Below are 23416 nucleotides of genomic sequence, written 5' to 3'. Positions count from 1 at the left end.
CTCATGTCACGGTGGCGAGCGAGCGGCCGACCAGCAGCATGCGCAGGGTGCGGGCGGTGGCGCTGGCGATGAGTTCGGGCGCCTGGTCGATGGCCGCGGCGAGTTCCACCGGGCCGTTCAGGATGCCGGTGAACGCGTCGATCCCGGTCTCGTAGCTGTTCTCCGCTCCGGCGCCGATCGTGCCCGCGAACGCGATCACCGGTTTGCCGTGCTTCTTCGCACGCTTCGCCACTTCGGACGGGGCCTTTCCACAGGCGGTGGAGGAGTCGATGGCTCCTTCGGCGGTGATCACCAGATCGGCAGCGGCGAGCCGGTGCTCCCACACCGACCAGTCGGAGAGGACTTCGAACCTGGGCACAAGTCGTCCGCCGAGCACCCCGGCCAGGCCCGCGCCCAGCCCGCCCGATGCACCGCTGCCCCGTGCGTGGCGCAGGTCCAGCCCGCTGTGCTCGCGCAGCACACCGGCCCACTCGTGCATCGCCTCGGCGAGCAGCTCCACCTGTTTCGGCGTCGCGCCCTTCTGCGGCGCGTAGGTGCGGGCCACGCCGCGTGGCCCGCACAGCACGTTGTCCGGGTTGGTGGCCACCAGCAACTCCACCTGGTGGAGGCGGTGGTCGAGTTCAGCGGTGTCGATGCGGTGGGCGCGGATGAGTCCGGCACCGCCCGGCTCCAGATCGCGCCCGGACGAGTCGAGCACCCGCGCTCCCAAGGCTCGTAGCGCACCCGCGCCGCCGTCGCAGATGCCCGAGTCGCCGCACCCCACCACGATCTGCTTCGGTCCGGTACCGAGCGCGGTCGCGATCAGCTCGCCGACACCGCGGCTGGTCGTCCGGCCGGGGTCTCGCTGGCCGGGTGGGACTAACGAGAGCCCGGCGGCAGCGGCCATCTCCACGTAGGCGATCCGCGGTCCGGAGCCGCCCAGAAGCGCGAAGTGCGATTTCACCGGTTGCCCGAGCGGTCCGGTGACCTCGACGGGAACCAGCTCCCCGCCGGTTTCGGCGGCCATCGACCGGGCGGAACCCTCCCCACCGTCGATCAGCGGGATGGCGTCGACGACCGCTGCCGGAACCACCCGGCGGATACCGGTGGCAATCGCGGCCGCGACTGCATCGGCGTCGAGGCACTCCTTGAAACCGGCGGGAGCGATGACGAACCGTCGCATGAGCTGTCTCCTGTCCAATATGATCTTCTCCGTCCGAAGTGGGTCTCCGGAGCGCCCTCGTTCAGCGGTGCAGCGGCAGGCCCATGAGCGGCCAACCGACCGTGCTGAAGAGCAGGACGAGCAGGACCAGAACGGGCCCGAGCACCGCGGACAAGCGCAGGAGGTCCTGTCTGCTGTAGGTGGGACCGCCGATGTCGGCGAACATCGCGACCGGCTTCGCGGAGGACGGCAGGGTGTGGCAGAACCCGGCGGCGGTGGTCGAGGCGAACGCCAGGGCCGTCGGACTCATCCCGGCCCCGATCGCGGCGGGGATTACGAGCGGGATCAACACCGAGGATCGCGCCGACCGCGACTGCACGAGCAGGTGTGCGGCGGCGCTGGCCACGATCACCGTCACGACCAGCCCCATCCCACCGGCGGGAACCATGCCGACAAGCCGTCCGGAGACGCCGGATTCGACCAGGGCGATGCCGAGCGCGGTCGTGGCTGCCATGAACAGCAACAGCGACCACGGCACCTCGTCGAGTGCGGCTTTCAGCCGGATCGTGCCCACCCCCGGCGCGGTGATCAGCAGCGCAGCGCACAGCCCCACGAACGCGGGTGGGAAGCCGTGCAAGGCTTCGGTGGTCCACAGGGCCGCGACTGCGAGCAGCAGCCCCCCGGCGCGGATCTCCTCGCGGGTCATCCGGGGCGGCGTGTCCGTGTGCTCGCGGAGTTCGCGGGCGCTGATCCGCAGCCGCCGACCGCGGTCGCCGCGTTTCGTGAACAGCATCAGCACCAACTCGGCGGCCACGTGCGAGCTCACCACCGCGATCGGTGCTCCCCACCACAGCCACTGGAGGAAGCCGATGCCCTCTCCGGTGGTCTCCGCCAGCAGTCGGCTGGTGACGAGGTGAGCACCCGCGCCGACCAGGCTCGCGACGGCGGAGAGCAGCACCACGGTCGGGAAGAGCACGGCCAACGTTCGCACCAGGCGCTCCCGGTCGGCGAACGCCCGCGCCAGCGCGCGGTGCACCGGCAGCGCCAGGACCGCTCGACCGCTGGTGCTGGGCACCAGCAGCGCGCTGACCAGCAATCCGGCCGTGACCAGGTGGACGAGCCGACGGGGAGATCGTGCACGACCGGCGAGGTTCACGGCCAACCGCGTCGGGAGCCCGGTTCGGCTGACGCCCGCTGCCAGGAGGAACGCCGTCGCGAGCAGCCACATCGCCTCCGAGCCCCACGTGTCGAAGAGGTCTTCGGTCTCGAGCACGCCCAGCGCGACCAGCGCGGCCGCAGCCGTCAGGGAGACGTGCGTGTCACCGAGGCGAGGGGTTGTCCAGCCGACCACGGCGGCGATGAACACGAGCAGGGTGAGCGCCTCCGCCGGTTCCTGGCTTGTCGGGATGCCGAGTAGCAGCACGGCGAACAGGCCGAACAGGCCGAGCGCGGTGAGGGTGATTCCGAAGGCCCAGCCCGCCCCGGACGATGGGTCCACATGGCGCAGCGGGCGTGCGGGGGTTGTGGAGTACTCGGTGGTGACCCGGTCGGTGCCGTGCATGGGGGCAACGATCCACACCGCCGTCGAAGTGGACGTGAATCGTTGATGAGCGGTGCTTCATGTTTCGTTGGCAGGCGTCCACACCTGCACAAACGCCTCATCCACAGGTTGTGGACAAGTCGGTTCACAGCCTGTGGATAACTGCGACTGCCTGGGGTGGCCAGTTGTGCACAGTTGGGGACCGAGTTATCCACAGGTGTGGAGAACTCGGTTGTGGAAGCGATGGACCGGACGGATTCCCGCGCGCCGGGCACAGACATCCCCGCGTCCCGGACGCAGGCGCACTCGCTCAGGAGCCGAGGCGATAACCCATCCCGCGCACGGTGTGGATGCGTTCACTGCCGAGCTTGCGCCGCAGCGCCCGAACGTAGACGTCGACGACGTTGGAACCGGGATCGAAGTCGTAGCCCCACACGTGGGAGAGGATCTGCTCGCGGGAGAGCACCTGGCCGGAATGCCGGAGGAACAGCTCCAGCATCGCGAACTCCCGTGCGGTCAGGTCGACGGTGCTCTCCGGTATCTGTGCCCGCCGGGTGCGCAGGTCCAGCGAGAGGTCTCCGTCCCGCAGCACCGTGACCTCCGGACTCCGATCCCCGGGCCGCAGCCGCAACCGCAGCCTCGCGAGCAGCTCCTCGAACCGGAACGGTTTGGTCATGTAGTCGTCGGCGCCGCCTTCCAGGCCGGCGACGGTGTCGTGCACCGTGTCCCGCGCGGTCAGGATGATCACCGGGGCCGTGACGTGCTGACGCCGCAGCGCCCGCAGCACGGCGAAACCGTCCTTGCCGGGAAGTCCCAGGTCGAGCACGATCAGATCGAAGCTCCCGGTCAGCGTGTACTCCAAGGCCGCATCCCCGTCCCCGACGACGGTGGTGGTGAACCCGTTCGCGCGGAGCCCTTTCTCGATGAACGCCGCGATGCGGTCCTCGTCCTCGACGATCAGGATCTTGCTCAAGCCGGGCCTTCCTCCGTTGGCGTGTGGGGCAGGTCGAGCACGAACGTGGCGCCCGCACCGGGAACGGACAACACCCGCACCCGGCCGTGGTGGGCCTCGGCGATGGCTTGGACGATCGCGAGTCCCAGCCCCGCGCCGCCCCGTTCGTTGCCGCTGCTGTGGTTGAACCGCTCGAAGATCTTGTCGACCTCGGCGGCATCGATGCCGGGACCGTGGTCGGTGACCCACAACGAAACCTCGCCGTTGCGCAACACGGAACCGATGCGAATCTCGGATCCCGGCTCGGTGTGCTGCACAGCGTTCTGGGCCAGCTGCACCACTGCCTGCGTCAGGCGCTGCTCATCGGCGACGATCTCGCCCTCGCCGATCCCGTCGAGCACCCAGCGGCGATCGGCCAGCGACCGCACCTTGACGTCGATGTCACTGGTCAGCTCCGCCAGCGACACCGGTGCGGGGGCGACGAAGTCCGGCCGGTCCGCCTTCGCCAGGATGAGCAGGTCTTCGACGATGCGGGTCATGCGGTCCAGCTCGTCCGTGCACAGGCGGATGACCTCCTCGCGCTCGGCGGGATCGTCTCCGAGCAGTTCGAGGTTGCCGCGCACGATCGTGATCGGGGTGCGCAGCTCGTGGCTCGCGTCGTCGACGAACTGCCGCTGCGTGCGGAAAGCCGATTCGAGCCGGTCGAGCATCGCGTTGAACTGGTCGGCGAGCGCGGCGATGTCGTCCCTGCCCTGCACCTCGATGCGGCGGGTCAGGTCGTGCTCGCTGATCTCGGCGGCGGCCAGCCGCACCGTGCGCACCGGAGCGAGGATCGCACCGGCCACGATCCACGAGGAGATCGCCGCCAAGACCAAGCCCAACGTGCTGACCAGCAGCAGCATCCGCACCGTTCGATCGGCCTCCTCCGCGCCCCGGGCGGTGAAGTTCGCCGTCACGAACCACGCCGACCGGTCGCCGTCGGTGCGTGCCGCCACCTTGACCCAGCGCATCGGCCCTGCCGGGGTGTCGACCGTCGCCGCCGACTCGGGGGAACGCACGATGCCGCGGAGCAGTGCCGGATCACCGGCGACCGATTTGATCCGCGGATTCTGGGCCTGAATGCGCCAGTCCAGACGGGTCGGGGTCTGCCACACGCCGATGAGCGCCTCGGCCTGATCCGGGTATTGGCGGCCCAGATACGACACGAACAGAGCGCCCGGGTCGGTGAATACCTGACCGGTGGCGGGATCCCGGCCGGTCTCGGCGAAGCTGACGAACTCCCCCACCTCTTGCTCCAGCGAGTTCGTCACCTTGTTGGCCGCATCGTTGTGCAGGAACTGCCGCACGAGCAGCACGACGCAGGCCAGTACGACGACCAGCACGAGCAGCATCCAGGCCATGATCTGGGCGCGAGCGGGGATGCGGGTGCCTCGGCGACGGGACGGGGACGATTCGGCCTCAGTCGTCGTCATCGGGTCCGTCATCGTCGTCATCGTCGTCATCGTCGCCGGGTGGTGGCGGCGGCAGCTGCGTGGGCCCCTGCGTGGGTCCTTGCGTGGGCTCCTGCGTGGGCGCCGATGTCAGCGGGTCGGGGTCCGGCCCCGGCGAACTGCCGATGCGCACCTCCGTCGGCACCTGTGGAGCGCGCGGTGCGTCGGCGAACACGTAGCTGAGGAGCACGACCACGATCGGCAGGATGAGCGCGGCGACCAGCGGCGCCACTCGGTTGACCGACCTCATGTACCCAGCTTGTCCGATCTCGTGGTGAATCGGCATGAAGCGAAGATGAGATGTTCTTCATCCGCCGCGCGTCTCGTTGTGGTGACGCCGCACACGGGCCGAGGCCAGAGCGCTAGCCTGCATCGGTGAATCCTGAATCCACCCACGGCTGGCCAAAAAGGACTGGGCGATGACTGACACCGACGACGGCGAATCCGCCCGACTGATCGACTGGACGGGGGAGCGCTGCGTGCCGTGGGCGGCGGACGTGCAGGTGGTCTACGAGCACTACCACCGCTACGCGCTCGCCGCGCCGTTCGTCCGCGGCAAGCGCGTGCTCGACCTGGCCTGCGGCGAAGGCTACGGCGCCGCGCTGCTGGCTGCCGAAGGCGCCGAGGTCGTGGGCATGGACCTCGATCCGGACACCGTCGAGCACGCCCGGCGCAAATACGGCGGCAACCGCACGACCTTCCGGGTCGGGTCGATCACCGACCCGGAGGCGCTCGAAGACGAGAAGCCGTTCGACGTGATCACCTGCTTCGAGGCCATCGAGCACGTCGAGGACCACGACGCCGTGCTGCGGTTGGTCCGGTCGAAGCTCGCCAGAGGCGGTCTTTTCCTGATCAGCACACCCGACACCACGATCTACCGGCACGAGCACGGCAACGGAAACCCCTTCCACGTCAAGGAACTCTCCGCGGCGCAGTTCGACTCGCTGCTGGAGGACGCCTTCCGGCACGTGGCCGTGCTCAAGCAGAACGTCGCGGTCGGCTCGCTGCTGGCGCCGGTCGACCCGAGCGATCTGGACACCGCCATCGAAGGCGTCCGGCTGCAGACGCTTCAGCAGGCCGACGAGGAATCGTGGACGGTGCGGCCGGGGGTACCGCACACCTACCTGCTGGGCATCGCATCCGACCGCCAGCTGCCGAAGCTGCCCGCGGCGGCCATGCTGGTCGACGCCGACCTCAAACTGGCCCGTGGCGCCGGTGGGGCGGAGCTGGACGAGATCATCGGCCAGCGGGACTCGGCCGTTGCCGAAGTCGCCCACCTCAACGAGCTCTACCACCGAGGATGCCTCGAGGCCGGAGAGCTGAAGTCGTCCATCGAGCGGCTGGAGGAGCTCCGCAAGCAGCAGGAACGGCGGGCCGACGAGAGCGTCCGCGAACGGGAGACCCTCCGCGTGGAACTCGACCGGGCGGGAGCCGACCTGCAGGCCGCGCGGAAGGCCGCTGAACGCGACGCCGCCCGCATCGAGTGGCTGCGGGACACACTCACCACGCTCGAAGGGCAGGTGGCGGGTGCCCACGAGCGTGCGAGTGAACTGGCCGTCGAGAACGCCGAGCTGCGGGCGCAGAACTCGGCGCTCGTGCAGCGCGCCGTGACGAAGTACCGCAACGTGATCGAGCGGGTAGCCCCGCGAGGCACCACCCGCCGAGATGCCTACGAGATCGCGCTGGGACGCAAACCCGGCCTCGTGGAGCAAGCGGCAGCCGCCGAAACCGGCCCCCTACCGGTGCCGCGCAGCGACCGGCCGCTGGTCAGCGTCATCGTTCCGGTGCACGGCAAGTGGGCCTACACCCGGCAGTGCCTCCGGTTCCTGAGCGGACACCGGGTGTCGGTGCCGTTCGAGGTGATCGTGGTCGACGACGCCTCACCGGACGACAGCGCGGCCAAACTCGCCCAGTGCGAAGGCGTTCGCCTCGTACGGGCCGAGCAGAACCTCGGCTTCATCGGCGCGTGCAACCTCGGAGCCGAGCACGCGCGCGGCGAGCACCTGTTCTTCCTGAACAACGATGCCGCGGTCACCGAGTCCTGGCTGGACATCCTGGTGCGGACGATGGAGTCGGACGAACGGATCGGCCTGGTCGGCGCCAAACTGGTGTATCCCGACGGCACGCTGCAGGAGTGCGGCGGCATCGTCTGGTCCGACGGCAACGGCTGGAACCTCGGCCGCGACGGGGTGGCCGACGCCGCCGAGTACAACGTGATGCGGGATGTCGATTACTGCTCGGGCGCGGCCATCCTGGTTCGGGCGGAGGTGTTCGACCGGGTCGGCGGCTTCGATTCCCGATACGCGCCCGCCTACTACGAGGACACCGACCTGGCCTTCGCCGTCCGCGCGGCCGGTTACCGAACCGTGGTGCAGCCGCAGGCCGTCGTCGTGCACCACGAGGGCGTATCCAACGGCACCGACACCAGCGGCGGGGTCAAGAAGCACCAGGAGCTCAACCGGCAGGTGTTCGTGGCGAAGTGGGCGGATACGTTGGCCGCCGAGCACCTCCCGGAAGCAACCCCGCGCAACCTGTGGCTGGCCCGGAGTCGCGGCACCCGAGGGCATTTCGGTCCGCTCGTGCTGGTCAAGGACCACCAGGTTCCCCGGCCCGACTTCGACTCCGGGTCGGTGCGCATGCGCCGAGTGCTGGAGCAGCTCGTCGAACTCGGCTGCCGCGTGGTGTTCTTCCCCGGCAATCACGCGCTTCTGGAGCCCTACACCGCCCAGCTGCAGCAGCTCGGCGTCACGGTCCTGCCCGAGCCGCAGCTGCAGCAGGCCTTCCTCGCCGAGGCGGGCGAGGAGATCTCGATGGCGCTGCTGTCGCGGCCGCAGGTGGCCTGGAGCCTCGTGGAGGAACTGCGGACGACGGCGCCGAACTGCCTGGTCGTATACGACACCGTCGACGTGCACTTTCTCCGGCTCGAGCGGCAGGCGGCCATCGCGGAGCAGGAAGGCACCACCAAGGAGGCGGGTGCGCTGCGGCGCAAGTCGTTCGCCTCCAGGCAGATGGAGACCGGGCTGGTTCGTTCCTGCGATGTCACCATGGTCGTTTCGGAGGCCGAGCAGGTGCTGCTGCGGGAGATCGTGCCCGAGGCCGACGTCCGGGTGCTGTCCAACGTGCACGACGTCGAATGGCGCCCGACCGGCGTCGAGGGCCGTTCCGACGTGCTCTTCGTGGGCAGCTTCGATCACCCGCCGAACGTCGACGCGGTGGTCTGGGCCGTCCGGGAGATCATGCCGCTGGTGCGGGAGGAATGCCCGGACGCCGTGTTGCACGTGGTCGGCAGCAACCCCCCCGGGGAAGTGCTCCGACTGCACGGTCGTGGGGTCGAAGTGCACGGTTGGGTGCCGGACCTCGCACCGATGTACGCGCGGGCCAGGGTGACGCTGGCACCGCTGCGGTTCGGCGCCGGTGTCAAGGGCAAGGTCGGCGAGAGCTTGGGCGAGGGCGTTCCGCTCGTCGGCACGTCGGTCGCGTTGGAGGGCATGCACCTGGCGAGCGGCCAGGACGTCCTCATCGGGGAGGACGCCGCCGGGCTCGCGGACGGCATCACGCGGCTGCTCACCGATGACGACCTGTGGCGGAAGTTGTCCGAAGCGGGCAAGGCGGGGATTTCCGCGCAGTTCGGTCCGGAGGTGTCCCGAGCGACCCTCACCGAGCTGCTCGCTCGTGTGGAGCGCTGAGACCCGGCCGGTCCGCGGGATTCGCCGGGACGGCCGCTCTGCGGTTCCGTCCCGGCGAACCGATCAGTCCAGGACGGTCGGCGGGGTCTGCGCGAGCTGCTGGTCGAGGACGTCGGTGAACCCGGCGGAGTCACCGCCGCTGACCTCGATGATGATCGCCCAGTCGTGCGCCACGTACGCGGTTCGGAACTGGCCGTTGCCGGCCTCCCTGACCTCGACTCCCTGGTAGGAGAGTTCGTCCGAAACCGAGAGACCGGCTTGGGCGTCGAGGTACGCATCGGCGACCTCGGACGCGGCCGCTTCGTCGGGCATCCGCACGGTCAGCAGCATCGTGGTCGTGTCGCCTTCGGTGCGGTTCACGAAGCCGTCGATCATCCCGTTGCTCAGCGCCACCTTGCGTGCGGGCTCCTGGAGCACCCCGCCCTTGGCGCCTTCCATGTCGGGGGCGGTGATCAGGCCGTTGAACGGATGCGGAGGCCCGGGCGGGGCCGGAATGAGCACTTGCTCGGTGCCCGTGGGCGCGGGCCCGGCCGCGGGGGGTTCCGGCAGTTGGCTGGTGGGCGCGGGTTTCGGCTGCGCGGTCGGTCCGGCGTTCGAGTCGTCGCCCCCGGGGGCGGTGAAGTAGAAGACGGCTGCGACGGCCACTCCGACCAGGAGAACCGCGGCGAAGGAGATGCCCGCGATCAGCTTGCCCTTGGACGACTTGCCCGCGGTTTCGAAAACTTCCGGCCCCTGGCGCATCCAGCTGGTGTCGCCGTGTTCCGGGGTGGGCGGAAGTTCGGAATCACCCCACGGTGTTCCACTGCTCTCGCTGGTGCCCCAGCCCTGTTGCGGTCCCCAGACCGGTTGTTGAGCGGGCCATTGCTGCGGTGCCTGCTGCTCGGCCGGTTGTTGGGGTGCTGGCTGTTGGGGTGCCTGTTGTTGGGGCGGTTGCTGCAGCTGGTTGACGTTGACGACCTGGGTGCTGTCGGCGTCACCCCCCGGAGCGGGTGGAGCGGGCTGCTGCGAACCCAGCAACGGGTTCTGCACGACCTGGGTCGACTCCTCGGCCGGTGCCTCCGGTTGCTGGCCGCCCTGTCCGGAAGCGTTGCCCCAACTGAAGGCGGGTGGGAACGGACTGGCCTGCTGGTTCTGTGCGTCCTGCTGCGGGAACCCGCCCGACGGCGGGCCTTGGGCGTCCTGTTGCGGGAACCCGCCCGACGGCGGGCCTTGGGCGTCCTGTTGCGGGAACCCGCCGGACGGCGGGCCCTGCTGCTGCACCCCACCTGCGGGCGTTCCCGTCTGCTCGGTTTGGGAACGCCCGAGCACGGCGTCCCGCCGGGATCGGTACTCGTCGGCGGAAATGCGTCCCGCCGCAAGCTCCGCGTCGAGGTGTTGCAGCTCGTCTTGCGTCACCGATGCGCCCTTTCGAAGAATCCGGACCGCACCCCATTGCGATCGAGCGCCATTTTTGCACTATCCGTCGTCATCCCGGGGCACCGGCCGGATAACGATCCGGTGGGCGTTGCCGCTGGTGATCTTATCCGCGTACTCCCGATACCGCCCCGAAACGGTGGGGTGGCGCGATAAGCTGCACTACGGTCTTGCGGTGCCGAAAGTCACAGAGCTTGTGGGGTGAACGGGTGGGGGATGCACGGGTTGCGCATGCCCGGCCGGAGCAGTTCGCCGCCACGAACCACGGTTTCGCCTGGATCCGCATGATCGGTGCGCTCGTGGTGATCTACGGCCACAGTTCTCCGCTGGTGGGTGCGGGTGAGCTGTTCCCGCCCGAGTGGCCGATTCAGCCGGACGAAGGCGTACTCATGGGCTTTTTCGCCATGAGCGGCTTCCAGATCACCGAAAGCTGGATGCGGGATCCGCACCCGGCGCGGTTCGCGGCCAAACGGGTGCTCCGGTTGTGGCCGCCGATGCTCACGGTGTCGTTCGGAATGGCGTTGATCGTCGGCCCGCTGGTGACCTCGCTGACGTTGTCGGAGTACTTCGCGGCCGAAGACACGTGGGGTTACATCGTCAACAACGCGGGCTTGCTGACTTTGCAGCACGATCTGCCGGGGGTGTTCGGCAACAATCCGTGGTCCGGCGCGGTCAACGGGTCATTGTGGACACTGCCGATGGAGCTGCTGGCCTACGGCGGGCTCTACGCGGTGCTGCTGCTCGGAGCCGCGAAGGATCGCTGGCGCTGGTTGGCGCTGGCAGCGCTGGTCGCGCTCATCGCGTGGGACCGCCACCTCGAAGATCTGGCGGGTGCGGAATCGGCGGGTTCGTTGCTGAGCGTTCCGGTCGAGTCGTTGGTGGCCTTCCTGGTCGCCTTCGCCGCCGGGGTGGTGCTGAACCTCTACCGCATTCCGCTGTCGCCGACGGCCGCGGTGGTGGGTCTCGTGGTGCTGGCGCTGATGCCCAACAGCATCGTCGGTTCGTTCTGGATGACGTTCGCGGTCAGCTACGCGGTGATCGTGGGAGGGCATTTTTGGCCGGCGCGACTGGAGATCCCGGGCGTGTGGGTCAACGGCAGCTACGGCGTGTACGTGTGGGGTTTCCCCGTGCAGCAGCTGCTGGCGATGGGCGGAATCCGCAACCAGTACCTGATGCTGCTGTGCGCGGCGCCGATCGCCTACATCCTGGGCACGCTGTCGTGGAAGTTCGTCGAGGAACCGACCATGCAGCTGCGGCACTACATCACCCCCGCGCAACGGTCCGAACCGGCGGCCCGCGAGGACGACGGGGATGAGGACAGGGACGACCGGGACGACTGGGATGAGGAACGGGACGACCGGGACGGTGACCGGGACCGCTGGGATGACTGGGACGAGGAGGGAGCCGACCGGTTCGATGACCGGGAGCTGCGTGCTCGCCCGGCGGAGCAGCCGGGGAGTGGAACCGGCGGCACCGCGCCGTCCGCCGTGGCATGGCCGACGCGCGGGCAACCCCACGGCCGACGAGATCCCGGCCAGCAACCCCCCGGCCGACGAAATCCCGATCAGCCGTCCCCGGCTCCGCAACCTCGACCGCCGGCGCCGCCCGCACGGCACCGGCGCACGGCACCTCCCGAGAGGCAACGGCCGGTGGCCGACCCGCACCCGCCGGTGGCCGAGCCGCAGCAGCCCGCGGAGGAGGAATCCGTGCTGATGCGGCGGTTGTCGTCTGGTGAACTCCCGCCGCCCGGACCGGCATCACCACCGCCTGCCGCGCAGCCGCCCGCTCCGTTGCCGCCACCCGGGCAACCGCGGTCTCCCCAACCACCATCCGCGCAACCACCGCCCGGGCCACCACCGCCCGGGCCACCACCGCCCGGACGGGCGCCGGTGGCCCGGGGACCGGCCGCTCAAGCACCGGCCGCTCAAGCACCGGCCGCCCGTGGACAGGCCCCCGGACAAGGGGCGGGACGGCACGCTTCTCGGCCCACCCCACAACCGGAGACACCGGAGGAGGAAACCCTTCCGGCGCCGGGGCGTCGGCCGCCGCGACGGTTCGACCGCCCTTGAACCGGGAGTACCCTCGGCAACATGGCACTGTTCGGCGACAAGACCCGGCTGATCGACCAGGGCGATGCGTTGCCCGGCCGCGAAACCCCGATGCCCGTTCCGGAGAAGCACGCGGTGTTCGGTGATCGGCGGATCTCCCCACCGTTTCCCGACGGAATGGCGACGGTGGTCGTCGGCATGGGCTGCTTCTGGGGTGCGGAGCGGGCGTTCTGGCGTACCGAGGGCGTCTGGTCGACGGCGGTGGGTTACGCGGGCGGCTACACCCCGAACCCCACCTACGAGGAGGTGTGCAGCGGCCTGACCGGCCACACCGAGGCCGTGCTCGTGGTGTTCGCCCCTGCCGTGATCAGCCTTGCCCAGGTGTTGAAGGTCTTCTGGGAGGGACACGACCCGACGCAGGGAATGCGGCAGGGCAATGATCGCGGAACCCAGTACCGCTCGGCGATCTACTACGCGGAGGACCAGCGCCGGACGGTCGAAGCGAGTCGCGAACAGTTCCAGGCCGCCTTGGACAGCGCCGGCCACGGGCGGATCACCACGGAGATCGCCCCGCTGCGCGACTTCTACTACGCCGAGGGCTACCACCAGCAGTACCTCTCGGAAGCCAAGAACCCGAACGGCTACTGCGGCATCGGTGGTACCGGGGTGGCTTGCCCGGTTGGTGTGGGCGTCGACGACCAGTAGTCACCCCGAAGTGTCCTGAGTGGCAGGCCGTCCGGGTGACGTACCGGATTGCGTCGGTTAGGCGAATCGTGCTGCTGACGGAGTTCCGCAAGACCCGGATGCGTGAAGTGGAGCCGGCTCGGAGGGCGCTGCGACGATGCATCACGGAAGGGCACGCGGCCGAGAACACATCGGGGAGTGAGTAGATGGTCGAGCGCACTGATCGGCGGCAGCTTCGCGACAGGCGTGCGAGGGCGGGTCAACGTTGCAGGGGCAGTGCCGCGAGCAGCGTCGGATAGGTGGGCAGGCCGTCGAGTCCTGCCTGCGCGATGAGGCGCTGCACCGGTCGCGGGGTGGCGATCAACCGGAGGTCGACACCGGTCGTCCGCGCTCTCTCCCGACTTTCCACCAGCACCACGAGGCCCGCGGAGCACAGGAAGGTCACCTCGCTGAGGTCGACCAGCAGGAACCGCTGCGGATCGCACTGCGCGGTGATCCGTTCCGCCAGCTCAGCGGCCGCGACGGTGTCGACCTCGCCGGCCACTTCCAGGAGAGTGATCGTCGGTTCCCACCGTTTGATCGTTATTCGAAGCGGCTGCCCGGCCGGTTGCGGATCGGCGGGTCCGAAACCCGCCATATCCACCAACCCCCTTCACGGCGTTCACCGTCCCCGGTCCGAATGTCCCGTCGTGAAGTCTACCGCCCGGAAAATGATTTCCAGACTCGGAGTCGGTTGTCTTAGGCGCAATTTCCGAGTTCGACTCCGGTGTTGCGAATAAATGGATCGAGCGCCCCGGTGGAGAAGATTCCGGGACGCTCGGATCGGTCACGCGCGGGAACCGGTCAGCCGAAGTTGACGTCGGAACATGCGTAGAAGGCATTGCCGGTATCGGCGATGTCCCACACCGCGAAGATCATGTGCTTGCCGCTCTTGTCCGCGGGCATCGCGTCCGTGTGCGAGTATTCGAACGGTGGTTGCTCGCCGCCGTAGTCGATCGAGACGAACGGCTCGGATTCGAGCGCCGCCCTGGTCAGTGGCTGGTTCGGGTCCCACCCGTCCTTGGTGACGAAGTAGCGGAAGGAAGTCGTCGCGTGCGCCGCGGTGATCTTCCAGTTGAATTGGAAGTCCTCGCCCGCGGTCACATCGGTCGTCGGCCATTGGCCACCGCGCGGGTCGTCCAGTTCGGCGAAGGATCCGTTGCCGCCCGAGCACAGTTGGCCGTCCGCGGGGCCCGCGTTCGGGAATCCCTTCGGCCCTTCGACGCTCTGCGGTTCCCATTGGATCGCACCGCAGTCGGAGACGAGTCCTTGCGCGCACGCGTCCTGCCTGCTCGATGGGCTCTGCGTGAATCCGTGGCTCTGCGCGACGCCTGCCGTGAAGAACGGGATGGCGAGCGGCGTTATGCCGAGCAGCGCGACTCCGATCGCTTTTGGCACCTTGTTCGTGAGCATGGTACTCCTTCCCTTGCTCTGGAGGTGCCCTAAAAATTACGCGGCCACGTACGGGGAAAATAGCACCATTTCTCCTAATCCGTCATTTGCAGTTAACCGCAATCTGGTCTAGACCTTAATTGCCATGCGGGTGGGAGCCGTACGCCGATTGGGTGTGTCGCCGGATTGCGGACCAGGCGCACCGTGCGCACGCTTCACCCATGAGCGACCACGTCTATCGAGTAACGGAGATCGTCGGCAGTTCTCAGCAGGGCGTCGACGACGCGATACGCCAAGGCATCCACCGGGCTTCCGACACCCTCCGGGGGCTCGACTGGTTCGAAGTCACCGAGATCCGGGGGCACATCGAGGACGGCGCGCCTGCGCACTTTCAGGTGGGGATGAAGATCGGCTTCAAACTGGAGTCCTGACGCCCGGCCGGGCTACCGTGGCGGCGGGGTGAGCGCCCGGTGGCGGGAGTGCCGGGGACACGAGCGCCTTGGGGCGGGAACCGGGGACACGCCGAGACGTACGAAGCCCCGCCGGGCGTACCGACGGGGCTTCGTCTCGAGAGCGGATGACGGGATTCGAACCCGCGACCCTCACCTTGGCAAGGTGATGCGCTACCGCTGCGCTACATCCGCGTGCAGTTGTCGGAACCCGATGCTTGCGAACCGGTTTCCGTCTTGCTGTTGGATACCACTTTAACCCATGGTTCGGCCCGTGTTCGAAGGGGGGCGGCAGGGCCACGTTCGGAGGTACAAGCCGGGGTTCGGAGGTACAAGCCGGGGCGGACGTGCCCGACATCCGGTCCGCGCGGGCATCGGATTCAGGCGTTCGACGGCCCGGCGCGGACGAGGCTCACCCGCAGCAGCACGCGCTGTTCGCTCCGCATGGCCTCCCGGTAGCTCTCCCAGTCGTCGTGCTCCCCGCTGATCCGCCGGTAGTAGTCCTCCAGTAGCGGCAGCGCGTCGGGCAGTTCCACGATCTCCACCGTCCCCTCCACCTGGATCCAGCGCCCGAAGAACTCGTCCGGCAGCACGCAGAGCCACGCGTGGTCGCGGCGTCGCAGGTTGCGCACCTTCGCCGAGTCCGTGCTGGTGCTGATCACGACGCGTCCCTCGTCGTCGACCGTAGCGAGCACCGGAGACATCTGAGGCGTCCCGTCCGCCCGCAGCGTGGCGAGCACGGCGTGGTGCTGTCTGCGCACGACTCCGCGCGCCGTTTCCAGATCCATTCCGACTCCTTTCGGCAGTCGACAGGGCACCGACAGTGTGGCTGATCCCGGCGAGTTCGCGCGTCCGATCGGGCCATGCGGTCTGGTCGGATCGAACCGCGTGATCGACAATGTGGGTGGGCGCCGTGACTTTCACTCGCGGTTGGACGTGACCGGCGCGGTACTGTTCGGTCACCTCGGGTGATCGCACGGCTGCCTAGCCGGAGGACCTGGCCGGAGAACAAGGGAGCAGGCGAATCATGAACCGGGTGGTACGAGGTTCCGACGGACGGATGTGGACGCTCCGGGCGAACCTGGAGTGGTCCAACCCGATCGCGGGGGAGGACTTCGAACACGAGGTCAGCGGTGGGCCCGCGCCCGCCGTTCTGCTCGGCGGCACCCTGCTGTTCCTGGCGGTGCTGTTCGTCCTCTGGACCCCGGAAAGCGTCTACGTCCCGACCGCGCTGGTCCTCGCGCTCATCCTCGTGGCGCTGTTCTTCCCGGTGCGCTGGCTGGTGCGCAGGCCGTGGTCGGTGATCGCGGAGACGCCGGGAGCGGAAGAGGACCAAGGGCCGGAGCGCTGGGTCGGCGTCGTGCGCGGGATGCTGACCGCGCGCAAGGAGATGAGCGGTGTGGCGCGGAACATCGAGGTCTACGCCGAACCGGACGTCAACGGCACACTGCAGCCGACCGAGTGACGCACTCCCCGGGGCGCCCGATCCGGACCCGTCCGGTCGGCGGCCCGCCGATGTTCGGGAATTCGGGCACACTGGTGTCGTGCCGGAGCTTCCCGAGGTAGCGGCGTTGGCGCACCACCTGCGCGACCACGCGGTCGGACGCACCGTGGCGCGGATCGACGTCGCCTCGCTCAGCGTGCTCCGGACCGCCGACCCGCCGATCGGCGCGTTGCACGGGCGGGCGGTTACTGGCGCCGATCGCCACGGCAAGTACCTCGACCTCGACTGCGACGGCATCCACCTCGTCGTGCACCTGGCGAAGGCGGGCTGGCTGCGCTGGTCCGATGATCTCCCATCCGCCCCGCCGAAGCCGGGCAAGGGACCGATCGCGCTGCGCGTGCACCTGGGAGGGCCCGGTTTCGACCTCACGGAGGCGGGTACCAGGAAGAAGCTCTCGGCCTGGGTGGTCGCAGCACCGGACGAGGTTCCCGGGATCGCGAAGCTCGGCCAGGACGCGCTGCGGCTGGACCGGGCGTCCTTCGGCGCGATACTCGAAGGGCGCACCGAGCGGCTGAAGACGGTGTTGACCGAGCAGTCGCTGATCGCCGGAATCGGCAACGCCTACTCCGACGAGATCCTGCACCTGGCGAAGCTCTCCCCGTTCGCAACCGCGGGCAGGCTCGACGCCGATTCGGTGGACCGGTTGCACAGCGGCATCCTGGAGGTGCTCGGCGACGCGGTGGAGCGCTCCACCCGGCAGGACGCCGCCAGGCTCAAGGCCGAGAAGCGTTCGGGCATGCGAGTCCACGGCCGTACCGGACTGCCCTGCCCGGTGTGCGGAGATCCGGTGCGCGAGGTGTCCTACGCCGAACGTTCGCTGCAGTACTGCGCGATCTGCCAAACGGGTGGAAAACCGCTCGCGGACCGGCGGTTGTCCCGGTTGCTGAAGTAGGTCGCGGACCTGCGGTTCCGCCGTAGGCCCGGACGGTCCGCGCGCCCCGGTGCTCGTGACCCCGCCTGCGTCGGGCGGCATTCAAGCAGGCATGCGGGCCGGTTACTGCGAATGGCGGTACGGCCTGCCGCTCGGCGACGCTGATCGCACGCTGACCGTGCTGTTCTTGCTTCCGGAAGCGGCGAGGCGCGATCATTGCGGTGTGCCCGAGTTGTTGACCGAGCGGACGGTGCTGACCACGCTCGCAGCACTTGCCGTGCTCGGAATGTTCGTCATGCTGTGCCGAGCCCGCCGAGTCAGTACGTCGATGGAAGACGCGATGCTGCTCGCCCTGCACAGGGTGACCAGTGCCGCCCCCTACCTGCGGGAGGGGATGACGCAGGAGTCGGCGGACAAGGTCGCCCCACACCTTCGTGAGCTCCTCTCCTGCAAGGCGATCGGAGTGGTCGACGCGGAGGGAACGCTGCTGAGCTGGGACGGCGAGTGCAATCAGCACTACGCCGACCTGCGCGACCAGATAGAGCAGGCGCTCCGCAACGGCAAACGCGAGTACGTCGACCACGCGGACCTCGCCTGCGAGCAGCGCCCGTGCCCGATGCGGCACGCGGTGGTCGTGCCGCTGGAGGTCGAGGCCAAGAACCGCGGTGCGCTCGTGATCATCGCCGACGGCGACCGCAAGCGACTGCTGCGAGCGGCGGGCGAGGTGGGCAACCACATCTCGACGCAGCTGGAACTTGCCGAGCTGCAGGAGTCGAAGGAGCGGTTGGCTCGGGCCGAGGTTCGGGCCCTGCGCGCCCAGATATCGCCGCATTTCATCTACAACGCGCTGAACACGATCTCCGCGCAGATCCGCACCGACCCGGAGCAGGCGCGGGACCTGATCCAGGAGTTCGCGGACTTCACCCGGTACTCCTTCCGCAACAGCGGGCTCTACACCACGTTGGCCGACGAGATCCGCAACATCGACCGCTACCTGACCCTGGAGCGGGCGCGATTCGGGGCGGACCGGTTGAAGGTGCAGCTCAAGATCGCCCCCGAGGTGCTGCCGGTCGTGGTGCCGTTCCTGGCCCTGCAGCCGCTGGTGGAGAACGCCGTGCGGCACGGGCTGGCGAACAAGCCCGGTGGCGGGACGTTGTCGGTGGTTGCCGAGGACAACGGGACCGAGGCGCTGATCAGCGTGGATGACGACGGGGTGGGCATGGACCCGGAGCGGCTGGACGCCGAACTGGCCAACGCCCATCTCACGGGTGCGCACGTGGGGCTGGGCAACATCAACAATCGGATGCGCGCAACGTTCGGGAGCGATTACGCGCTCGTCGTGGAGACCGAGCAGGACGCGGGCATGAAGGTGATCATGCGGGTGCCGAAGTTCGCGCCGGGGGTGCGGCCGGTGCCGCCGCAGGCCGTGGACGAGCCCTCGGCGCAGTTCGAGGTCGAGGCCCAGCCGACCCGGTAACGTCGAGATATGAACGACAAAGGGCCGCAGAAGTTCACCGACGTGTTGAGCGACAAGCTCACTGCCAAACTGCCAGCCAAGCTGGCCGAACGGACCGAACGTGGGCCGGTGGTCGCCGTGGTCAGGCTCCACGGTGTCATCACGCCGACCCCGTCACCGGTCAGCCGCTCCACGATTTCCACGCAGACCATCGAGAGCGCGCTCGTGCGGGCCTTCGCCCACGAGCGGCTGTCGGCCGTGGTGCTCTCGATCAACTCGCCCGGTGGGGCGCCGACCCAATCGGCGCTGGTCGCCGACCGCATCCGCGAGCTGGCCGCGGATAAGAACGTGCCCGTGCTGGCCTTCTGTGAGGACGTCGCGGCGTCCGGCGGTTACTGGCTGGCGTGTGCCGGGGACGAGATCTACGCCCACCAGACCTCCATGGTGGGGTCGGTCGGCGTGGTCAGCGCGAGCTTCGGCCTGCACGGTCTGCTGGAGCGGCTCGGCGTGGAGCGCCGCGTGTACGCGGCCGGGGAGAACAAGGTCCGGCTCGACCCCTTCAGCCCGGAGAAGGAGGACGACGTGCGCTGGCTGAAGAACCTTCAGTCCCAGCTGCACGACCAGTTCACCGCCTGGGTTCGGAAGCGCAGGGGCGCCAAGCTGGACTCCGCCGATGTGGACCTGTTCACCGGCGAGGTGTGGACCGGTGCCAGGGCCGCGGAGCTGGGTCTCGTCGACGGTGTCGGCACGATGCGGGAGATCGTGCGCGGGCGGTTCCCGGACGCGCATATCGTCTCGGTGGAACCGCGCAAGCCGTTGTTGGCCAGGCTCGGGGTCGGCTCTTCCGCCGCGCGGTTCGGCGGTTCGCCCGCCGAATCGGTTCTGGGAGCTGTGAATGCGCTGGAACAGCGCGCGATGTGGTCCCGTTTCGGCCTGTGACCAGCGAGTCCACGTTCTCTCACGGGTGTTCGGCCTACGGTCGGCTCCGGTCGGCGGAGTGCGGTTCGGGCGGTTCGTCTCACCCCCGCGTGATCGACGTGTCCGAGAGCCCGTAGGTTGGGGGTTGACGTGACGCATTTCACCACGGCCGATTCCCGGTGGGGAGTGGTGTGAGTGGCTTCGGTGCGAAGATGGCTCGCGTGATCTTCCCGCCGAGCGTCACGTCGACCGCGGGCACGGTGCGGGATCGTTCATCCGCTGCCCGACAGCCGGAATCGTTCGTGGACAGTGCGCCTCCGGGCGCGGCAGGGTATGGCGTTAGATTGAGTACTGAAGAGCACGGTTCGGGTCTCGTCGTGCTGGCCGTCGACGATGAGATGGCCGGACTGGACGAGATGAAGTACATGCTCGGCAGCAATCCGCGCGTGGGGCGGGTGCTGACGGCGTTCGACGCGGCCGAGGCGCTGCGCCTGCTTCGTAGTGACGACCCCGAGCTTCGCGGGAACGGTGGCGGCGACTCCATCGTGGATGCCGTGTTCGCCGATGTCTCGATGCCGGGGCTCAGCGGGATGGAACTGGCCCGCGTGCTCACGGCGTTCAAACGTCCGCCCGCGCTGGTGTTCATCACCGGGCACGAGGAGAACGCGCTGGAGGCCTTCGAGGTCGGCGCGCTCGACTACATCATGAAGCCCGCGAACCCGGACCGGCTCGATCGGGCGCTGCGTTCGATCGAACGCACCAAGGCGGAGCAGAGCGCGCCGACCGTCGAACGCGAACTGCCCGCCATTCACCCTGGTGGGACCGGTACCGAGGACGAAGAGGTCATCCCGGTCGAGCTGGCGGGCACGACGAAGCTCGTGTCCCGCAAGTCGGTGCGATGGGTGGAGGCGCAGGGCGACTACGCCCGGCTGCACACCACGGAGGGTTCGCACCTGGTGCGGATTCCGCTCGCACAGCTGGAGGAGCGCTGGTCCGATGCGGGATTCATCCGCATCCACCGGTCGTTCCTGGTTTCACTGGCGCTGATCAGCGAGCTCCGCATGTCCTCGTCCGGGTATTCGGTGCTGCTCGGCGGTGGCGAGCCCAAGGAGCTGCCGGTCAGCAGGCGGCACACCCGCGAGCTCAAGGATCGGCTGGTCAAAGCTCCACGGCAGGGTTGGGAACAGTGACGGAACGCGGTGATCGGCGGTCCGCGCCACGCGCGTTCGGGGACCGATGAGCCCGGGGCCGGACAGCAGGTGGCCGGAGATCCGGGGCCGCGGTGTCGACTCCTCCCGCCGGCGACGGACCCGGGTCGTGCTGGCGAACCGCCGCAACGGCCCGCAGGTGACCAGAACCATCATGGAGCTGGAGGAGCAGACCAGCGTCGGTGAGGTTCTCGTCCGGCAGTTGATGAAGGCCCAGCTGCGGAGTTCGCTGCTCCTCGCGGGAGTGGTGGTCGTCGGACTCTGCGGTCTTCCCGCGCTGTTCTGGGCGGTGCCGGGACTCCGCGATGCCGCCATCTGGGGCGTCCGGGTGCCGTGGCTGCTGATGGGGGTCCTGCCGTACCCGTTCCTGGTGCTGGTCGGATACCTCAGCGCGCGGACGGCGGAGCGTCACGAGCGCGACTTCGTCCGCATGGTCGAGGAGTAGTGCGTATCCGGATGTTCGCCCGCTGCCGGGAACCCCGGTCGGCGCGGATCGGCGCCGCCGGGGGGCCGAACCGGTTCAGTCGATGGATTCTCGGTCCGCCGCTTGGCATGATCAGCACGGAGCATTGTTCGCGCGACCTGTTGGCTGGCACCACGAGATGGACTTGAGCGTCTGGGCGTTGGGCGGTGTCGCCGCGATCTCGCTCGCCACGCTGGCTATCGGGATCTGGGGTTCCCGCTCGGCGCGGACCACGTCGGACTTCCTGGCGGCCCGGCGAGCGGTCCGGGAGGAGCGGAACGCCGCCGCCATCTCCGGCGAGTACCTCTCCGCCGCATCGTTCCTGGGTATCGCCGGTCTGGTCCTCAAGGACGGCGTCGACGCGCTCTGGTACCCGATCGGCTTCGCAGCGGGCTACTTGGCGCTGATGCTGTTCGTCGCGGCGCCGCTGCGCCGTTCCGGCGTCTACACGCTGCCGGATTTCGCCGAGGCGCGGCTGGACTCGTTGCGGTTGCGGTGGTTGGCGACCGTCTGCGTGGTCCTGATCGGCTGGCTGTACCTGGTGCCGCAGTTGCAGGGTGCCGGAATGACGCTGTCGACGGTCAGTGGGCTGCCGTACTGGTCCGGGGTCGTCGGGGTCGCGGTGATCGTGCTGGCCAGCGTGCTCAGCGGTGGGATGCGCGCGGTGACCCTGGTGCAGGCGTTCCAGTACTGGGTGAAGCTGTTCGCCATCTCGCTGCCCGCGTTCGCGTTGTTCGTCGTTTTCCTGTCCGGGGATTCGTCGCACCGCAGGGGATTGGACGAGCCGGTCTCGCCGGTGTTCGAGCGGGACACGACAGTGCGGATCGAGACCGATGTACGGCTACGGGTGGGTGAACCCGTGTGGTTGAACGTCGTGGAAGGGTCCGGCGCGGCGCCGTTCGAGCGGGCGGGCACGGTCTACTTGCGGGCGGACGAGTACCCGGTGGCGGCCGGTGCCGAACTGCGATTCCCGGCGGGCGCTCCGGTGCCGGTGGTGTCGGGGGCGGAGCCGGACAATCTGTCGTGGCTGCGTCCGCAGGACGGTGGTTTGCGGGACGTGCTGGAGACGTATTCGCTGATTCTGGCGACGTTCTTGGGCACGATGGGGTTGCCGCACGTGCTGGTCCGGTTCTACGCCAATCCGAGCGGGCAGGGAGCGCGCCGCACGGTCCTCTACGTGTTGGCCCTGCTGGGCACCTTCTACCTGTTCCCGACCGTCTTCGGGTTGCTCTCGCGGTTCTACGTGCCGCGGCTGCTGGTCAACGGTGAGACGGACGCCGCCGTCCTGCTGCTGCCGGGCGCCATGCTGCAGGGTTGGCTCGGCGGGGCGCTGGGTGCGGTCACGGCCGCGGGGGCGTTCGCCGCGTTGTTGTCCACTTCGGCGGGATTGTTGATCAGCGTGGCCGGGGTGCTGTCCACGGACGTGTTCCGGGGCCGGGTGACCGATTTCCGGTTGGTGGCGGTGGTTGCGGCCGTGGTGCCGACCGCACTGGCGCTCGGCGTCGTCGGTACGGACATCTCCCGGGGAGTCGGGATCGCGTTCGCGATGGCGGCTTCCACGTTCTGCCCGATGCTGGTGCTCGGGGTGTGGTGGCGCGGTCTGACAGCGGTGGGTGCTGCCGCCGGGGTGTTGTCCGGTGGCGGTTCGGTGCTGGTCGCCGCGCTGTTGGGCAAGGCGCTGGAGGGGCATCCGGCGTGGTGGATCGGGTTGGTGCAACAGCCCGCGTTGGTGAGCGTGCCGTTGGCCTTCCTGGCGTCGGTGCTGGTCAGCCTGATCACCCGGGGTCAGGTTCCCACCGGGGTGTCGCGGGTGATGTTGCGGATGCACGCGCCCGACCGGTTGGGGTTCATCGAGGACAGCGCGGCGGGAGTGCCGGCGCCCGCCGAACGGCCGCAAGGGCGGCAGCAGGGCAAGCACCACCGGAGGTGACGAGTTTCGGGCAGGTGGAGCCCCCGGGCGGTGACGTCACGCTGACGGTCGCTCGTGCCGACGACACCCGAACGGCTCGTCAGTAGGCCTTCCGCGAGTGAATCTTCACCCGATTGATACCTCTTGACTCCGTTCAGGTCTTCCGCTGGTGATCGAATGCTACGTAGCGTGCTGTGGATGTGCCAGTCGGTGCCATGATCAAGACGTCGTGGCACCCCTTGACTCCCAGGAG

Annotated in this window: 20 protein-coding genes and 1 tRNA gene; 11 read left to right on the top strand and 10 right to left on the bottom strand. The window is 68.8% G+C overall.

Translation table 11 applies throughout. The features are described from left to right. Nucleotide 1: 1 nt before the first annotated feature. The 5 genes from ACYVAN_RS10135 to ACYVAN_RS10115 all read right to left on the bottom strand — a co-directional run bounded on the left by ACYVAN_RS10135 (nt 2) and on the right by ACYVAN_RS10115 (nt 5373). Nucleotides 2-1162 carry a glycerate kinase family protein gene (locus ACYVAN_RS10135; protein WP_460958097.1) on the bottom strand — a complete coding sequence of 387 codons (1161 nt, stop codon included), beginning with the start codon at nt 1160-1162 and terminating at the stop codon, nt 2-4. Between the two features lie 61 nt (nt 1163-1223). After that, a complete protein-coding gene (locus tag ACYVAN_RS10130) occupies nt 1224-2702 on the bottom strand; it encodes an SLC13 family permease (RefSeq protein ID WP_460958095.1) in 1479 nt (492 codons plus the stop codon). A gap of 289 nt (nt 2703-2991) precedes the next feature. After that, nucleotides 2992-3654 carry a response regulator transcription factor gene (locus ACYVAN_RS10125; protein WP_460958093.1) on the bottom strand — a complete coding sequence of 221 codons (663 nt, stop codon included), beginning with the start codon at nt 3652-3654 and terminating at the stop codon, nt 2992-2994. After that, nucleotides 3651-5126, bottom strand: coding sequence for a sensor histidine kinase (locus ACYVAN_RS10120; protein WP_460958091.1), 1476 nt, complete (start codon nt 5124-5126; stop codon nt 3651-3653). Before ACYVAN_RS10120 ends, ACYVAN_RS10125 begins: the two co-directional genes overlap by 4 nt. Next, the gene (locus tag ACYVAN_RS10115) at nt 5092-5373 is read right to left on the bottom strand and encodes a hypothetical protein (protein ID WP_460958089.1); all 282 of its coding nucleotides are present in this window, start codon (nt 5371-5373) and stop codon (nt 5092-5094) included. Before ACYVAN_RS10115 ends, ACYVAN_RS10120 begins: the two co-directional genes overlap by 35 nt. Before the next feature lie 169 nt (nt 5374-5542). Between ACYVAN_RS10115 and ACYVAN_RS10110 the strand changes: the two genes are divergently transcribed. Beyond that, entirely contained in the window at nt 5543-8809 is a 3267-nt protein-coding gene (locus ACYVAN_RS10110) for a glycosyltransferase (RefSeq protein ID WP_460958087.1), read from the top strand. Between the two features lie 63 nt (nt 8810-8872). Here the strand turns inward: ACYVAN_RS10110 and ACYVAN_RS10105 are convergent, their stop codons facing one another. Next, nucleotides 8873-10204 carry a hypothetical protein gene (locus ACYVAN_RS10105; RefSeq protein ID WP_460958085.1) on the bottom strand — a complete coding sequence of 444 codons (1332 nt, stop codon included), beginning with the start codon at nt 10202-10204 and terminating at the stop codon, nt 8873-8875. A gap of 227 nt (nt 10205-10431) precedes the next feature. Between ACYVAN_RS10105 and ACYVAN_RS10100 the strand changes: the two genes are divergently transcribed. Both ACYVAN_RS10100 and msrA read left to right on the top strand, forming a co-directional pair. After that, the gene (locus tag ACYVAN_RS10100; RefSeq protein ID WP_460958083.1) at nt 10432-12291 is read left to right on the top strand and encodes an acyltransferase family protein; all 1860 of its coding nucleotides are present in this window, start codon (nt 10432-10434) and stop codon (nt 12289-12291) included. A gap of 21 nt (nt 12292-12312) precedes the next feature. After that, nucleotides 12313-12975 (top strand): peptide-methionine (S)-S-oxide reductase MsrA, encoded by a 663-nt coding sequence (gene msrA, locus ACYVAN_RS10095; RefSeq protein ID WP_460958081.1) that lies wholly within the window; start codon nt 12313-12315, stop codon nt 12973-12975. A 238-nt stretch (nt 12976-13213) separates the two neighbouring features. Here the strand turns inward: msrA and ACYVAN_RS10090 are convergent, their stop codons facing one another. Together ACYVAN_RS10090 and ACYVAN_RS10085 are read right to left on the bottom strand one after the other, a co-directional pair. Beyond that, complete coding sequence (locus ACYVAN_RS10090) at nt 13214-13591, bottom strand: STAS domain-containing protein (protein WP_460958079.1); 378 nt, start codon at nt 13589-13591, stop codon at nt 13214-13216. 206 nt (nt 13592-13797) lie between these two features. Then, a complete protein-coding gene (locus ACYVAN_RS10085; RefSeq protein ID WP_460958077.1) occupies nt 13798-14406 on the bottom strand; it encodes a lytic polysaccharide monooxygenase auxiliary activity family 9 protein in 609 nt (202 codons plus the stop codon). A gap of 200 nt (nt 14407-14606) precedes the next feature. Here ACYVAN_RS10085 and ACYVAN_RS10080 point away from each other — a divergent pair, with 200 nt between their 5' ends. Continuing rightward, nucleotides 14607-14816 carry a dodecin gene (locus ACYVAN_RS10080; protein WP_460958075.1) on the top strand — a complete coding sequence of 70 codons (210 nt, stop codon included), beginning with the start codon at nt 14607-14609 and terminating at the stop codon, nt 14814-14816. Between the two features lie 141 nt (nt 14817-14957). Here the strand turns inward: ACYVAN_RS10080 and ACYVAN_RS10075 are convergent. Together ACYVAN_RS10075 and ACYVAN_RS10070 are read right to left on the bottom strand one after the other, a co-directional pair. Further along, a tRNA-Gly gene (locus ACYVAN_RS10075) sits at nt 14958-15029 on the bottom strand. A 185-nt stretch (nt 15030-15214) separates the two neighbouring features. After that, nucleotides 15215-15622 (bottom strand): PPOX class F420-dependent oxidoreductase, encoded by a 408-nt coding sequence (locus ACYVAN_RS10070; protein WP_460958073.1) that lies wholly within the window; start codon nt 15620-15622, stop codon nt 15215-15217. 239 nt (nt 15623-15861) lie between these two features. Between ACYVAN_RS10070 and ACYVAN_RS10065 the strand changes: the two genes are divergently transcribed. The 7 genes from ACYVAN_RS10065 (at nt 15862) to ACYVAN_RS10035 (ending at nt 23184) form a co-directional block, all read left to right on the top strand. Then, nucleotides 15862-16299: a hypothetical protein gene (locus tag ACYVAN_RS10065; RefSeq protein ID WP_460958071.1), complete on the top strand. Its 438-nt coding sequence runs from the start codon at nt 15862-15864 to the stop codon at nt 16297-16299. Nucleotides 16300-16378: 79 nt separating this feature from the next. Then, a complete protein-coding gene (locus ACYVAN_RS10060; RefSeq protein ID WP_460958069.1) occupies nt 16379-17230 on the top strand; it encodes an Fpg/Nei family DNA glycosylase in 852 nt (283 codons plus the stop codon). Between the two features lie 55 nt (nt 17231-17285). Beyond that, nucleotides 17286-18686 (top strand): sensor histidine kinase, encoded by a 1401-nt coding sequence (locus ACYVAN_RS10055; protein WP_460958067.1) that lies wholly within the window; start codon nt 17286-17288, stop codon nt 18684-18686. A 9-nt stretch (nt 18687-18695) separates the two neighbouring features. Continuing rightward, complete coding sequence (locus ACYVAN_RS10050) at nt 18696-19604, top strand: S49 family peptidase (protein ID WP_460958065.1); 909 nt, start codon at nt 18696-18698, stop codon at nt 19602-19604. A 323-nt stretch (nt 19605-19927) separates the two neighbouring features. Beyond that, the gene (locus ACYVAN_RS10045) at nt 19928-20773 is read left to right on the top strand and encodes a LytR/AlgR family response regulator transcription factor (RefSeq protein ID WP_460958063.1); all 846 of its coding nucleotides are present in this window, start codon (nt 19928-19930) and stop codon (nt 20771-20773) included. A 46-nt stretch (nt 20774-20819) separates the two neighbouring features. After that, nucleotides 20820-21236: a hypothetical protein gene (locus tag ACYVAN_RS10040; protein ID WP_460958061.1), complete on the top strand. Its 417-nt coding sequence runs from the start codon at nt 20820-20822 to the stop codon at nt 21234-21236. A 157-nt stretch (nt 21237-21393) separates the two neighbouring features. After that, nucleotides 21394-23184 (top strand): sodium/solute symporter, encoded by a 1791-nt coding sequence (locus ACYVAN_RS10035; protein ID WP_460958059.1) that lies wholly within the window; start codon nt 21394-21396, stop codon nt 23182-23184. The last annotated feature ends 232 nt before the right edge of the window (nt 23185-23416 follow it).

Source organism: Parasphingorhabdus pacifica, assembly GCF_054779195.1.
The sequence above is the reverse complement of the archived record's forward strand: the minus strand, read 5'-3'. Positions and strand labels throughout refer to the sequence as shown.

What these genes read in the sequence shown, in the direction of transcription:
- ACYVAN_RS10135 (WP_460958097.1), bottom strand. Translation starts at nt 1,162, where the DNA reads ATGCGACGGTTCGTCATCGCTCCCGCCGGTTTCAAGGAGTGCCTCGAC.
- ACYVAN_RS10130 (WP_460958095.1), bottom strand. Translation starts at nt 2,702, where the DNA reads ATGCACGGCACCGACCGGGTCACCACCGAGTACTCCACAACCCCCGCA.
- ACYVAN_RS10120 (WP_460958091.1), bottom strand. Translation starts at nt 5,126, where the DNA reads ATGACGACGATGACGGACCCGATGACGACGACTGAGGCCGAATCGTCC.
- ACYVAN_RS10115 (WP_460958089.1), bottom strand. Translation starts at nt 5,373, where the DNA reads ATGAGGTCGGTCAACCGAGTGGCGCCGCTGGTCGCCGCGCTCATCCTG.
- ACYVAN_RS10110 (WP_460958087.1), top strand. Translation starts at nt 5,543, where the DNA reads ATGACTGACACCGACGACGGCGAATCCGCCCGACTGATCGACTGGACG.
- msrA (WP_460958081.1), top strand. Translation starts at nt 12,313, where the DNA reads ATGGCACTGTTCGGCGACAAGACCCGGCTGATCGACCAGGGCGATGCG.
- ACYVAN_RS10090 (WP_460958079.1), bottom strand. Translation starts at nt 13,591, where the DNA reads ATGGCGGGTTTCGGACCCGCCGATCCGCAACCGGCCGGGCAGCCGCTT.
- ACYVAN_RS10085 (WP_460958077.1), bottom strand. Translation starts at nt 14,406, where the DNA reads ATGCTCACGAACAAGGTGCCAAAAGCGATCGGAGTCGCGCTGCTCGGC.
- ACYVAN_RS10080 (WP_460958075.1), top strand. Translation starts at nt 14,607, where the DNA reads ATGAGCGACCACGTCTATCGAGTAACGGAGATCGTCGGCAGTTCTCAG.
- ACYVAN_RS10070 (WP_460958073.1), bottom strand. Translation starts at nt 15,622, where the DNA reads ATGGATCTGGAAACGGCGCGCGGAGTCGTGCGCAGACAGCACCACGCC.
- ACYVAN_RS10065 (WP_460958071.1), top strand. Translation starts at nt 15,862, where the DNA reads ATGAACCGGGTGGTACGAGGTTCCGACGGACGGATGTGGACGCTCCGG.
- ACYVAN_RS10050 (WP_460958065.1), top strand. Translation starts at nt 18,696, where the DNA reads ATGAACGACAAAGGGCCGCAGAAGTTCACCGACGTGTTGAGCGACAAG.
- ACYVAN_RS10040 (WP_460958061.1), top strand. Translation starts at nt 20,820, where the DNA reads ATGAGCCCGGGGCCGGACAGCAGGTGGCCGGAGATCCGGGGCCGCGGT.
- ACYVAN_RS10035 (WP_460958059.1), top strand. Translation starts at nt 21,394, where the DNA reads ATGGACTTGAGCGTCTGGGCGTTGGGCGGTGTCGCCGCGATCTCGCTC.